The sequence below is a fragment of the Ekhidna sp. genome (assembly GCF_039940915.1).
Classification (GTDB): domain Bacteria; phylum Bacteroidota; class Bacteroidia; order Cytophagales; family Cyclobacteriaceae; genus Ekhidna.
This window is the reverse complement of sequence record NZ_JBDVFO010000003.1, coordinates 99196-111808: the sequence shown is the minus strand read 5'-3', so window position 1 is coordinate 111808 and position 12613 is coordinate 99196. Positions and strand designations below refer to the sequence as shown.

Below are 12613 nucleotides of genomic sequence, written 5' to 3'. Positions count from 1 at the left end.
TTTATGGATACTTAAAAAAAGTCCAGCCTACGGATTTTAGCTGATCGTTATGTTTCATTTAGTGACGTAGAAAACCCACGCACATTTAAGCACTTTTGGAATCTTCTTTATGAACTTGTCAACCCGAACGAACAATGGATACATAACAGTCGCTAGTAATTATACTTCACTGAAGCAAGGCCTCTCATAGCTGGTCAGCTAAAGAGGCCCTGGAAATTCTACCAAGCTATTTCTTCTCCATCGTGAATAAACTTGCCCGTGAAGTCAACTGACGCTAAACTCACTGAAGTCTTCGCACCTTCCGGTGCCTCTAACGGAGCGTTCTTACCTCCTAATTCGGTTTGTACCCACCCAGGATGTACTGAATTCACTTTGATGTTCGTGTTCTTCAAAGCTGCTGCAAGGTGTACGGTAAATGAATTGAGCGCAGATTTGGATGCGTTGTAGGCGAATGGCTTAATACCGCTCCAAGGTGAGTTTTCGTCGCTTTGTACCGTGTTCGATCCTAAAATGCTCGAAACATTGATGATCCTTCCTGATTCACTTTTCTTTAGTAATGGTAACATTTTTTGTGTAAGACTCACCAAACTAAAGAAGTTCACATCAAAGGTTTCCCTTAATACTTCTGCTTTCACAATTTCTGCCGAATTAACACCTGTAGGCTCTCCTCCATGCATGATCCCTGCATTATTGACCAGTATATCAAGCTTACCATAGGTAGAATCAATGCGCTGTACTAAGACGTCAACTTCAGCGCTATTGGTTACCTCCAATTGCACCAATTCCACGTCCAACCCTTCATCTTTCAATTTTTGAACAGCTTCGATCCCTCTTTCCTTGTTTCTGGAAGCCATCAATACGGTTACACCTTCCTGTGCTAATTGCCGAGCAGTTTCAAGGCCTAGCCCTTTGTTTGCTCCTGTTACTAATGCGATTCTATTCATTTGACTATGATTTTAATTTTCACGAAGCAAGAGTAAGGCTTAAGTGATATCAAATGAAATAGCTTATTTTACCTCATGATATAAATATTTTAATATCAATGATCAGTCTAGAATGGTATAGAACCTTTAAAGCCGTCTACAAACATCGGAATTACTCTAAAGCGGCAGAAGAATTATTCATGAGTCAACCGGCGGTTAGCAATCAAATGAGTATGCTTGAGGCTTACGTTGGTCATAAATTATTCCTAAGAAAATCCAAAGGTGTAGAAGCAACTGAGAATGCAAAATTCCTGAACAACCTTATCATTGAATCCCTTGACACATTAGAAGAAGTGGAATCGATGTACAGTCGGAGCGTCAAGAAGGAAGAAAAACTGTATGTTTTGGGAATCAGTCAACATTTGTACAAGAGCTTCCTTTCCGAAAAACTCACTGGTTTCAAACATTTAAGCATTCGATTTGAAGAAAGAAATGAGGAACTATTTGAACTCGTAAATCAACAAGAAATCGACGCTGCAATCATTCACCAAGAGGTAGAAACCTTTGATATCCTCTCATACAAAATACTAAGTTCTCCTTTGGTAATTGTTGGACATCCCACTGTCGATACCGCTGAACTTGATAAACACATCAGCAATGTGGATCTAGTCAAAACTCAGCATTGGTTAGAACAACAAATCTGGTTCTCACACATGTCTACTAACCCTTTCATAAAATTGTTCTGGCTGCATTGCTTCAATAAGAGAAGGCCTAAAGTTTTCACGAACTACATCATTCCCAATGAATACTTCATGCTACAGGAACTAACAAAAACAAATGGGATTTGTGTCACCTTACTGGAAAATGCAAAAGAGTTTCTTGCTAGTGGATCACTGAAACTCATCTGGCCATCAAGCTCATACCCAGAAAGGAATTATTTCCTGATCGCTCACAAAAAGCAAAAGAACTTTTTTGAATTGCTGAAAAATCAAATTGCGAATAAACTTGGGTTTGTTAACTAAACCTTGACTGTCATATTGTAAATCGTTTCGCAGTTATATAATCTCCATATAAATTGACGAAAAAGGCAGATTCTAAACCATCGTGGTATTTGTAATGTGAATCAAAATCCGATACTTTAGCAAAAATTCTTAAAGGGCACCAGATACTCCCCTTATCTGAAAGTCAAATCGCCCAGCATTATAATCACTATGAAAAAACTAAACATAACCATTGCGCTGATACTCTTATCAGCCATCGGCTACTCACAAAAAATGAAAAAATCAGCATCCGTTTCCGTCAATGGAAAGAAAATTTATTACGAACAGTATGGTGAAGGTCCCCCGTTGCTCATGCTCCACGGATACAGTTTATCCTCAAAATCCTGGAGACCGTATGTAGAAGATTTCGAAAAATACTACACACTTTATCTCGTTGATTTGACGGGGCATGGCCAATCCGAGCCTTTCAAAGATGACTTATCTATACCGTCGGTAGGCAAAGATGTCAATGCCCTCATTCAGCACTTAGGTCTGGAAAAGGTCAAAGCCATTGGATTCAGTTTCGGAGGCGACGTGTTGTTTCAAGTGGCCATGCTTAATCCTAGGCTCATCGAATCCATGATTACAATAGGTGCCGTGGGCACCTGGACGGTCGAAGATTTTCCTCAATACCAAGAAGGTTTCACTTTTGAAAATAAGGCCAACTTCCCCTGGTTAGAAACCTCGCACGCGAGTGATGAACAAATCAAAGGAATCATGGATCAATTCAAGAACTACATTGTTTCCATTAGCGATGAAGAACTCAAACAAGTACAGGCAGAAGTGATGATCGTGATGGGTGACGATGACGAAGGAATGGACTTTGATGAAGTGGCTAGAGTAAAGAAGAATTTACCTAATTCCGATGTATGGATTCTACCGGATGTTTCGCACAGTGCACATGAAGGTGCGTACAAAAGCGAGTTCATTGCAAAAGCTAAGCGGTTTCTTTCGAAGAGTAAATAGTTCGTTTCTCCAAATCTCCATAGGAACAAATTTATTATTCAAGCCATGCAGTTACCTGAGAGATGAATTAAATTTACATGGTATGCCCAGACCTAAAACCAAAGAAGAACTTCTCATACTTGGCAAGGCCAATTATGAACGATTGCTTGCTTTGGTTGATTCGCTCACATCTGAACAGCAAAGTGCTGATTTTCCTCCGGGCACGCTAAACAGGAACATACGAGATGTGCTGACACACATCCACCACTGGCACCTCATGCTGCTGGATTGGTACAAGGTAGGAATGGCTGGAGCAAAGCCCGAAATGCCAGCCAAGGGTTATACCTGGAAAACAATGCCTGATTTGAATAAAAAAATCTGGGAAGATTATCAGAAAGTTAGTCTGGCAGAAGGCAGAAAGCTCCTTAACGAATCTTTCATGAAGGTTCAAAAACTCATTCAGCATCACACCGACGAAGAGCTCTTTGAGAAGAAAAGGTATTCATGGACAGGCTCAACTTCCTTAGGAGCGTACCTCATATCCGCAACTTCCAGCCACTACGATTGGGGTTTGAAATTAATCAAGAAGGCTACAAAAGCGTATCAATGAATCCTACACAACTCAATCTACCCTGAGTTCACCATTTGTGCACATGAGCAATTGAGCGTTGACCATTCGTGTCACTTAGCTTTTCAGTTCAAACTATCATTTGAAAACAAGTGCACTTATGAATTGCTTTTATCACAACGATCGGACAATAGTTGCTGTCTGCCAGGATTGCAACAAAGGGCTGTGCTACACATGCACATCTCAACACTCAACCCCTATTTGCATCGCATGCAATTCATTACGCAAGAGTAGTGTGACACACAAAGTATGGAAAGAGCTTATCCTAACATTTGGTTTTGGGATTACCTTAACAATGTTGCTTTCTCAAAGTCGCGCCATTAATACACAGCTTAGCAGCACGTCTACAGTCTCATTGCAGTTAGCCATGTTTTATGTGTACTCAGGGTTGGTTGCTGGCTGGTTGACTTTGAGCAAGATCACGCCGCGTATATTCTTGATTCTCCCATTGATTGGGTGGGTATTCTACTTTGCTATTAAGCTCACGCTATCCATGTGGATTGGTGTGGTCATGTTGCCAGTACGCACGTTTGGGAATGTTCGAACACTTCTGCGTATGAGAGAATGAACTTCCAAGAAAAAGGTTCACTAGCAAATGCGTGAGTGAACCTTTCTTGTTTGGTGTAATTCAGAACCTAAACGACTTCTGCGAACAACCCTTCATCCGTCTTCTCTACCTTCGCAAAACCTCCTTGTGTCAGTTTTTTGATCGCCTTGTCCCATTTTTTATTGGATAGACCGGATTGTTCTTTCAGCACCACTAATTCCATTCTACTTTCTTTCTCCAGCACTTCAAAAACGCCTTTTTCGTCTCCACTCAACTCGGCAGCTTTGGATTTTACCTCTGGTCGCATCTGCGGAAAGAACAGCACGTCCTGGATCGAGCTGGAATTCGTCATGATCATGGACAGTCTGTCTATCCCCAGACCAACACCTGCGGTTGGTGGCATACCAAACTCAAGTGCTCGTAGGAAGTCCTCATCCAGCGTCATCGCTTCATCATCTCCTCTTTTTCCTAGCTCAAGCTGCTCCTCGAAACGTTCCCGCTGATCCACAGGATCATTGAGCTCAGAATAGGAGTTCATGATTTCCTTGCCATTGCAAATCGCTTCGAATCTTTCCACCAGACCTTCTTTGGAGCGGTGCTTCTTTGTCAATGGAGACATCTCCACAGGGTAATCCGTAATGAAGGTTGGCTGAATCAACAGCGGCTCACATTTTTCACCGAAGATCTCATCAATGATCTTACCCTTTGCCATCGTATCATCAAGCGGCACTTCCAGATTTTTGGCTGTTGCTCTCAACTCTTGTTCATCCATTTCCGAGATATCGATTTTTGTAAAGTGCTCGATTGCTTCAAACATGGTAAATCGCTTCCATGGGCGCTGAAAGTTGATCACATGCTCGCCCACCTGCACCTTGGTATCTCCATGCAGGTCAATGGCTACCTTTTCAATCATCTCTTCCATGGTATCCATCATCCAGTTGTAGTCTTTGTACGCTACATAAAGTTCCACTTGCGTAAACTCGGGATTATGAAATCGACTCATGCCCTCGTTTCTAAAATCTTTGGCAAACTCAAATACCCCATCGTACCCTCCTACAATCAATCGCTTCAGATACAATTCATTGGCTATACGCAGAAAAAGCGTCATATCCAGCGTATTGTGATGCGTCTTGAAAGGTCGTGCGGCTGCTCCGCCGTATAGCGGTTGCAGAATTGGCGTTTCTACTTCCAGGTAGCCTTTGTCAGCTAAAAACTCTCGAATGGAGTTTACCAATTTGGTACGCTGCACGAATGTCTCACGTATTTCAGGATTCACAATCAAATCAAGGTACCGCTGACGATACCGTTGTTCCGGGTCTGTAAATGCGTCATATGTCTTCTTATTGCCTTCATCATCCGTTGTTTCCTTCACAATCGGAAGAGGGCGCAAGGATTTAGTGAGCATCTTCAAATGCGTAACGTGGATAGATATTTCTCCCACCTCAGTCTTAAACACATATCCTTTGATCCCAATGATATCTCCTATATCCATCTTCTTTTTGAAGATTTCGTTGTAGAGCGTTTTATCCTCACCTTCACAGATATCATCCCGTCTGATGTAGATCTGAATTCGACCACTGGAATCCTGTATCTCTGCAAATGAAGCAGATCCCATGATACGTCTGCTCATTAACCTTCCTGCAAGGGAAATATTGGTATAGTCACCAGGTCTGCTATCAAAATTCTTTTTGATGTGTTTGGCAGTCACATTCACATCAAAAGGCTCTGCAGGATATGGATCTACTCCCATGTCCATCAATTCTTGTCGAGATTTTCTTCGTAATATTTCCTGTTCGCTTAACTGCATGTCTTTTGCTCGTATTCTTCTTTGCTTAAAATTTATTTTCTCAGGCCGACTTCCTTCGGCGCAATTCTTTCTTTACCAATGTGTACTCTCTCCCGCTCTGCCCCGCAATGGAAGTGTTTTCTTCTGCTCTTCTGAAAAGATACGGAAGCACTTTTTCCACCGGACCATAGGGTACATATTTAGCTACGTTGTAACCCAGGTCAGCAAGCTTAAAAGAGATATTGTCACTCATCCCAAGCAACTGACCAAAAAATATCCGATTGTCCTTATTGGCTATTTCATGTTCGGTCATGAGCTGTGTCAATAGTTTACTGGAATCTTCATTGTGCGTGCCAGCACATATTCCCATTCTATTGATGTATTTCATACAAAACCGAAGCGACTCATCATAGTCTTTATCTACCGCCTCCTTATTTTCATGAATGGGTGATGCATACCCCATCTCCTCTGCTCTTTCTCGTTCTTTCTCCATGTATGCTCCACGTACCAGTTTCGCTCCCAAATAATATCCGTCAACTTCGGCTTGAATCTGAGCCCTTTTCAATCGATCCAATATATCATGACGATACAATTGGTAGGTATTGTATACCACAGGACGATCTTTGTTGTATTTCTCCATCATGCGATAAGCCACCCCATCGATAAAACTCTGAAACCAGGATTCTTCTGCATCGATCATCACCATGAGCCCTTTACCGCTGGCCTTTCTTACGATCTCATCCACGCGCTGCTCGGCATTGTAGAGCTTAGTTTTTTCGATTTCCGTTAGTTTTTCTTTGGCTTGTGCCTTGGTCATCAGCTCTGTTGACCCCAAACCGGACAACTTCAATACACAAAAAGGGATGTGATCATTGGTTGAAGCGAAATCAACCACACGCAGTGCTTCTTCCTTGGTATCGTTGTAGCCGTCTTCGTTTTTCAGTCCTTCTACAGAATAATCTAAAATTGTTTGCACATTATGACCACCTAGGAGACTAATCTTTGCACTGCAATCCTTGACAGACTCACCTCCACAAAATTGGTTGAACAGTGTTTTCTTAATGATTCCCTTCACTGGTAATTTCAGTTTCAGGGCAAGATTGGTCAGGACTGTTCCGGCTTTCACCATCCACGGTTTACTCATTGTCGTAAACACAAAGTGAGAGTTCTTTAGTTCTCCGTCAGAACGATAGGCAAACGCCGTAGCAGTGTCATCAAAATTGATTGGCTCTGATTGCATATTTTTGAAAATCGGTGTGCAAAGATAGCTAACAGATTCACACCATTACCTGTTTAATAAAATGTCTGAAAATCTTCCTTCTTACCTGACCATTTCATCGGATTTACAAGCCGATTTGAGTGCTTCAATTCAAGCAATTAATCCGGACAAAATTGCCGTGCTCGTAGACGAAAATACGAAACGCTATTGTCTGCCCGAGTTGAATGTGACGAATTATTTAATTCTTACGATCAAAAGCGGTGAGACTGAGAAAACACTTGCGACCTGTCAAAGTATCTGGAGTCAGCTAACAGAAGCCGGATTCACTCGCAAAAGCCTGCTTATCAATCTAGGTGGGGGTGTGATTGGAGACATGGGCGGGTTCATCGCGGCTACTTACAAGCGAGGGATGGCATTTATCAACCTGCCAACTACACTTCTATCCCAGGTAGATGCAAGCATCGGAGGTAAACTGGGCGTTGATTTCAATGGTCTCAAAAATCATATCGGACTTTTTCAAGAGCCCAATAAAGTTATTATCTATCCACAATTCCTAAAGACGCTCCCTTCTAAAGAGTTGAAATCCGGATTTGCGGAGGTTATCAAACATGCACTGATAAAAGATGAAGCTCAATGGGAGTTTTTATCTGCTCAATCTTTTGATTCTTTGCGCTGGGATGAAATCATTCCAAAGTCAATTGCCATTAAAAATGGAATTGTCAATCAAGATCCGCGAGAGCATGGATTAAGAAAAATCTTGAATTATGGACATACCATCGGGCATGCCATTGAAACTCATCTATTAAAAACATCTGCTCCCCTGTTGCACGGCGAGGCGGTAGCGCTGGGAATGATTCTGGAAAATGAAGTCGCCCAAAAGCTTGGTGTACTCAGCTCAGAAACTTCTGAGAAGATCAGGGACTACCTCAACCACATCTATCAATTTCCAGACATCTTACCGGGCTATGATGTATTGGCAGGCTACCTGAAGCAGGATAAGAAAAATGATAAGAAAGGAATTAGATTTTCGCTCTTGAAAAAAGCGGGAATGTGCACATACGATGTGCTAGTTGAAGATACTATTCTAAGAGAAGTTCTTAAATAAATAAATCTTCTTGTTCACTTTTCGAATCATCTTGAGAAGTCTGCTGTTCTTTCTTTTTTACCAATTTTTTTGGTGTGCTTAAAAAGAAAGTAAGTGCTCCCAAGGCAAGTGAGGCGAAAATTGTTCCTATCGTTTTTGATCTTGACATATTATAATTTATTGACAACTTAGCAACGCAAATAGTTGGGATAACGTTCATCAAAAAACCTGCCGAAAATTGAAATATCGATTAAAAAAGCATAATTCACGATTAAATAGTACCATAGCACTCGAATCTTCGAAAAGTGAAAGTAATCGAGCGCTTATCATCAATGCACTAGCGGGTGGTAATGTGAGAGATATTCACAACCTGTCCAACGCTCGAGATACGCAAACGATGCTGCGTTTATTGAGTAATGAAAGCAATGAATATGATGTGAAAGACGCAGGCACAACGATGCGATTTCTTACTGCATTTCTTTCCATCAAGGGACATGATGCGATGATTACTGGAACTGAGCGCATGCAACAGCGCCCTATCGGCCCGTTAGTGGATTCACTTCGTCAGCTTGGAGCTGATATTAAGTACCTGGAAAAAGAAGGTTTTCCTCCTCTCTGCATCAATCGAATAGAGAATCAAATGGCGAATGAGATCGCTATCCCAGGAAACATCAGCAGTCAATACATAAGTGCCTTGCTCATGATTGCTCCTTGCCTGAAGAATGGGTTGACCGTTACGCTTACAACCGAGGTATACAGTCGTCCTTACATTCAAATGACGCTTGATCTCATGGAAGCATTCGGAGTGACCTCCGAGTGGGTTGGGGAAAAAATCTCCGTAGCGTCGCAAGCTTACAAAGCGACAGACTACACGATTGAAGGGGATTGGTCAGGTGCGAGCTACTGGTATGGATTCATGGCTCTGTCTCCCCTCAGCGGGACCTTGAATCTTCCTGGAATAAGAAGTAATTCTACACAAGGAGACAGGGAGATTGCAGGCATTATGTCTAAAATGGGAATTGCTACTCATTTTGCATCTGAAAAAGTTAAGCTTCTAAAACACGAGGAGTTCTCAAATGAGCTTTCGCTGGACTTTAGGAATTGTCCTGACCTGGCTCAGACTGTGATGGTGATTGCCGCAGCATCTGATATTACTTTGACAATGACAGGCTTAGAAAGCTTGAAGATCAAAGAAACCGACCGAATTGCTGCCATGAGAAATGAATTAAAAAAGATAAATGCATCATTGGTAGAGGAGTCAGGGAAATGGATTCTCTATCCCAGCAGCAATTTACCAGACTCAACAGCCATCAAAACGTACGAAGATCACCGTATGGCTATGGCTTTCGCCCCACTCTGCCAACTCATGGATGTAACCATTGATGACCCTTTAGTCGTTGAAAAGTCTTATCCCAGATTCTGGAAGGAAGTAAAAAGCCTCGGGGTAGAAATTGAAACAATATGAAAGTTTACGAAAATGATCACGTCCGACAAGTCTATGAGCTTCATGAACCGATTTTAAAAAAAAGATCGAGTTTTAAGAATGTTGGCCCCCTACTAAAAGAGCTTGCTGAAAATCTTTTTGCTTCGTTCAGCAAAGGAGAAAATGGTGCTTCCATTGAAATAAGTAATTATCATCCTCAATATGCTGGAGGTAAAGCTGAGCATATCTTGAAACAAGCCCTTACGTTTGAAGATGCCCAGCTCACCATTGCGCGAGCTTACGGGTTCGATCAGTGGGAAAGCATCAGTGGGATTTTGGATCAGCAATTCGAAGCGGCTGTCGATGCACTAATCGAAGGTAAAGCGGATGAATTGATGGAATTGGTTGCGCAAAGGCCGGAATTGATTAATCAGCGATCGGCTTTTGGTCATCGGGCTACTTTGCTTCACTATGCTGGAAGCAATGGAGTAGAGTTGTGGCGGCAAAAAGTACCAGAAAACTTACCAGAAATAATCAAACTATTGCTGAAAAATGGTGCCGATAAAAATGCAACAGCCCACTTTTATGGTGGTGAGTATACCACGCTGGCATTGGCATCCTCTAGCGCGCACCCAAGAGATGCTGGGATTTATAAAGAGCTGTTAGAAACATTAAGCTAATAGCTGACAGCTAAATTTGTAATCTCCAAATCAATAATTCTACTAGGATGAAAAGTTGAAAACCAAACTCCTTCTTTTTCTACCCAGCCACCCCAGCCAATTTCTAATCCTCCTAAAGGCACATTGGACGTCCACAATTTCCAAGCTTTGGGGAATCCACGATCATCAAGAATCCAGAGGTAGCTGTCACCAGGTGTAACTCCTCCGGTGGTGTAGGTAACAAGTAATCCTCTGCCATCCTTTACCTCCACTGTGGATCGAACTACTCCATTGTCACGAACTTTGAAAGGAGCAATTAGCCAAAATGAATCGTTCAGGAAGTAGGTATAGCCTTGGTATTCCAATGAGCTATAACCTTCTACCGATTGATTTAAATCGAGTAAGACATCATTTTCCTCCCACAGAACTCTTACCCTATTTTCTTCCCTATTCCACTCATAATTGTGACCGCCAGGGTAAGTAAATTTTATCATGGCAAGTGAATCGAAACCTGGCTTATTTAGTGCTTCCAGCATTTCATTTGCAAGCTCTTCCGCATCTTGTCCTTGTGTGCCATTGGGAACAGACTCATCAATGAATAAGTATACAAGTACACCGATGATTAAAAGTGTGGTGAATCCAATGCCTATGAACTTTAGAATGGATTTAATCATTTTAGGGATAGTGTTGGTAGTAGTTTTGGTGCGTTTCTAACGCGTGTTGCCTGCTCAAATGCATAAGCAATACCAATAAGTTTAGGTTCCTGATATTTACCCCCAAAGATAGACATGCCAACAGGTAGTCCATGAACATATCCTGCAGGAACGGTAATGTTTGGGTATCCTGACCTTGCAGCAGGTGTAGAACTACCCGTCCCAAAGTGATCTCCATTGATCACATCAATGGGCCAGGCTGGTCCTCCCGTTACACCAACTATTGCATCCAGATTGTTTTCCTCCAGTGCTTTATCTATCCCCTTTCTCGAAACAGTAGTCACTCTATCGTACGCTTCTTTATATTCGTTATCGGTAAGCGATCCTTTGGTTTCAGCCAGCTCTAAGATCCCTTGTGGGAAATAGGACATCTCTACGTCCTCATTATCCTTGTTAAATTGAATCACATCGGCCAACGATTTCACTTTGATGTTTGGTCGAGAAGCAAAATATTTATTGAGTCCGTCCTTGAATTCATAAAGAAGCAGTTCAAATCCAGCATCTCCGTAAGCATCATCTTCGTTCACCTTTACGTCTCTGACAAGTGTTGCACCTTGTTTCTCCATGGTTGCGAAGGCTTTTTCCATTACTACATCTACCCGTTCGTGATAGCCAATTGTTCCATCCAGAATCCCAATGCGCTTACCTTGTAATGCATTTGCATCAAGAAATTGCGTGTAATCCGTGTATGAATTGCTTTGACTTTCTCTGGTGCGAGGGTCCGATTCGTCCATGCCTGTAAGAGGGCCTAATAAGGCAGCAGCATCAGCCACCGTTCTTCCCATAGGCCCAGCAGTATCCTGAGTTTCGGAAATAGGGATAATCCCGTCTCTACTCCACAGACCGACGGTTGGCTTGATCCCTACCACGCCATTTGCAGAGGATGGGCATACAATCGATCCATTGGTTTCGGTACCAATGGTAATCGCACACATGTTTCCTGAAACGGCTGCCCCTGAACCCGCACTAGAGCCACAAGGATTGCGATCAAGTGCATAGGGATTGCGCGTTTGTCGTCCCCGGCCGCTCCAGCCGCTTGATGAACGAAACGACCTGAAATTTGCCCACTCGCTCAAATTTGTTTTACCTAGGAGTACCGCTCCGGCTTCTCTCAGTTTTTTAACAATGAATGCATCATCAGGGGCTGATGAACCTGCCAAAGCCATCGATCCGGCTGTGGTCATCATCTTATCTCCGGTATCTATATTATCCTTGATCATGATGGGGACACCGTGCAGAGGCCCTCGCACCTTTCCCTCTGATCGTTCCTTATCCAGCCTGTCCGCAATATCCAGTGCATCAGGATTTAGCTCAATCACACTATTCAAGCCATTTTCAGATTGATCTTTCTCTTTGATTCGTTCGATATACAATTCACAAATTTGCCTGGAGGTATACGTGTCGGATTCCATCGCTTCCTTCAATTGGCTCACTTCCCATTCTTCCAAGTCAAAAGAGTCTTGACCAGATAAATTTTCATTGGCCGCTATTTCCGATGATGGTGATGCACAAGCTTTCAACCCTAAAAAGGGTATTGCACTTGTCAATGCGCTAAGCTGAATAAAATTTCTTCTCTTCATGAGCATTCTCTTTTTTGGAACGTTAGTCATATGAGTAAAGACTAAATTTAACTTATCGTTTGACCG

General features: G+C 42.3%; 13 protein-coding genes. 7 read left to right on the top strand and 6 right to left on the bottom strand.

Translation table 11 applies throughout. The features are described 5' to 3' along the window. Positions 1-218: 218 nt before the first annotated feature. The gene (locus ABJF57_RS15365) at positions 219-944 is read right to left on the bottom strand and encodes an SDR family oxidoreductase (RefSeq protein ID WP_462232210.1); all 726 of its coding nucleotides are present in this window, start codon (positions 942-944) and stop codon (positions 219-221) included. 98 nt (positions 945-1042) lie between these two features. Between ABJF57_RS15365 and ABJF57_RS15360 the strand changes: the two genes are divergently transcribed. The 4 genes from ABJF57_RS15360 to ABJF57_RS15345 all read left to right on the top strand — a co-directional run bounded on the left by ABJF57_RS15360 (position 1043) and on the right by ABJF57_RS15345 (position 4104). Further along, positions 1043-1945 (top strand): LysR family transcriptional regulator, encoded by a 903-nt coding sequence (locus ABJF57_RS15360; RefSeq protein WP_462232209.1) that lies wholly within the window; start codon positions 1043-1045, stop codon positions 1943-1945. Positions 1946-2134: 189 nt separating this feature from the next. Continuing rightward, on the top strand, positions 2135-2929 hold the full coding sequence (locus tag ABJF57_RS15355; RefSeq protein WP_462232208.1) for an alpha/beta fold hydrolase: 795 nt from the start codon (positions 2135-2137) through the stop codon (positions 2927-2929). 82 nt (positions 2930-3011) lie between these two features. Next, complete coding sequence (locus ABJF57_RS15350; protein ID WP_462232207.1) at positions 3012-3518, top strand: ClbS/DfsB family four-helix bundle protein; 507 nt, start codon at positions 3012-3014, stop codon at positions 3516-3518. 253 nt (positions 3519-3771) lie between these two features. Then, a complete protein-coding gene (locus tag ABJF57_RS15345; RefSeq protein ID WP_462232206.1) occupies positions 3772-4104 on the top strand; it encodes a hypothetical protein in 333 nt (110 codons plus the stop codon). Positions 4105-4171: 67 nt separating this feature from the next. Here the strand turns inward: ABJF57_RS15345 and lysS are convergent, their stop codons facing one another. Continuing rightward, positions 4172-5890: a lysine--tRNA ligase gene (lysS, locus tag ABJF57_RS15340; protein ID WP_462232205.1), complete on the bottom strand. Its 1719-nt coding sequence runs from the start codon at positions 5888-5890 to the stop codon at positions 4172-4174. A 40-nt stretch (positions 5891-5930) separates the two neighbouring features. After that, a complete protein-coding gene (locus ABJF57_RS15335) occupies positions 5931-7109 on the bottom strand; it encodes a proline dehydrogenase family protein (protein ID WP_462232204.1) in 1179 nt (392 codons plus the stop codon). Positions 7110-7170: 61 nt separating this feature from the next. On the opposite strand from ABJF57_RS15335, the gene aroB reads away from it, so the two are divergent. After that, positions 7171-8193 carry a 3-dehydroquinate synthase gene (aroB, locus tag ABJF57_RS15330; RefSeq protein ID WP_462232203.1) on the top strand — a complete coding sequence of 341 codons (1023 nt, stop codon included), beginning with the start codon at positions 7171-7173 and terminating at the stop codon, positions 8191-8193. Here aroB and ABJF57_RS15325 read toward each other — a convergent pair. After that, positions 8186-8341: a hypothetical protein gene (locus ABJF57_RS15325; RefSeq protein WP_462232202.1), complete on the bottom strand. Its 156-nt coding sequence runs from the start codon at positions 8339-8341 to the stop codon at positions 8186-8188. The two genes, aroB and ABJF57_RS15325, sit on opposite strands and share 8 nt — an antisense overlap. A gap of 69 nt (positions 8342-8410) precedes the next feature. On the opposite strand from ABJF57_RS15325, the gene ABJF57_RS15320 reads away from it, so the two are divergent. After that, positions 8411-9637, top strand: coding sequence for a 3-phosphoshikimate 1-carboxyvinyltransferase (locus ABJF57_RS15320; RefSeq protein WP_462232201.1), 1227 nt, complete (start codon positions 8411-8413; stop codon positions 9635-9637). After that, a complete protein-coding gene (locus tag ABJF57_RS15315) occupies positions 9634-10275 on the top strand; it encodes a hypothetical protein (protein ID WP_462232200.1) in 642 nt (213 codons plus the stop codon). Before ABJF57_RS15320 ends, ABJF57_RS15315 begins: the two co-directional genes overlap by 4 nt. On the opposite strand, the gene ABJF57_RS15310 is transcribed toward ABJF57_RS15315, so the two are convergent. Next, entirely contained in the window at positions 10272-10928 is a 657-nt protein-coding gene (locus tag ABJF57_RS15310) for a hypothetical protein (protein ID WP_462232199.1), read from the bottom strand. The genes ABJF57_RS15315 and ABJF57_RS15310 overlap by 4 nt on opposite strands. Next, positions 10925-12547: an amidase gene (locus ABJF57_RS15305; RefSeq protein WP_462232198.1), complete on the bottom strand. Its 1623-nt coding sequence runs from the start codon at positions 12545-12547 to the stop codon at positions 10925-10927. The genes ABJF57_RS15310 and ABJF57_RS15305 overlap by 4 nt, the downstream gene beginning before the upstream one ends. Between the last annotated feature and the right edge of the window lie 66 nt (positions 12548-12613).

What these genes read in the sequence shown, in the direction of transcription:
- ABJF57_RS15355 (WP_462232208.1), top strand. Translation starts at nt 2,135, where the DNA reads ATGAAAAAACTAAACATAACCATTGCGCTGATACTCTTATCAGCCATC.
- lysS (WP_462232205.1), bottom strand. Translation starts at nt 5,890, where the DNA reads ATGCAGTTAAGCGAACAGGAAATATTACGAAGAAAATCTCGACAAGAA.
- ABJF57_RS15325 (WP_462232202.1), bottom strand. Translation starts at nt 8,341, where the DNA reads ATGTCAAGATCAAAAACGATAGGAACAATTTTCGCCTCACTTGCCTTG.
- ABJF57_RS15335 (WP_462232204.1), bottom strand. Translation starts at nt 7,109, where the DNA reads ATGCAATCAGAGCCAATCAATTTTGATGACACTGCTACGGCGTTTGCC.
- ABJF57_RS15305 (WP_462232198.1), bottom strand. Translation starts at nt 12,547, where the DNA reads ATGAAGAGAAGAAATTTTATTCAGCTTAGCGCATTGACAAGTGCAATA.
- ABJF57_RS15310 (WP_462232199.1), bottom strand. Translation starts at nt 10,928, where the DNA reads ATGATTAAATCCATTCTAAAGTTCATAGGCATTGGATTCACCACACTT.
- ABJF57_RS15350 (WP_462232207.1), top strand. Translation starts at nt 3,012, where the DNA reads ATGCCCAGACCTAAAACCAAAGAAGAACTTCTCATACTTGGCAAGGCC.
- aroB (WP_462232203.1), top strand. Translation starts at nt 7,171, where the DNA reads ATGTCTGAAAATCTTCCTTCTTACCTGACCATTTCATCGGATTTACAA.
- ABJF57_RS15360 (WP_462232209.1), top strand. Translation starts at nt 1,043, where the DNA reads ATGATCAGTCTAGAATGGTATAGAACCTTTAAAGCCGTCTACAAACAT.
- ABJF57_RS15365 (WP_462232210.1), bottom strand. Translation starts at nt 944, where the DNA reads ATGAATAGAATCGCATTAGTAACAGGAGCAAACAAAGGGCTAGGCCTT.
- ABJF57_RS15315 (WP_462232200.1), top strand. Translation starts at nt 9,634, where the DNA reads ATGAAAGTTTACGAAAATGATCACGTCCGACAAGTCTATGAGCTTCAT.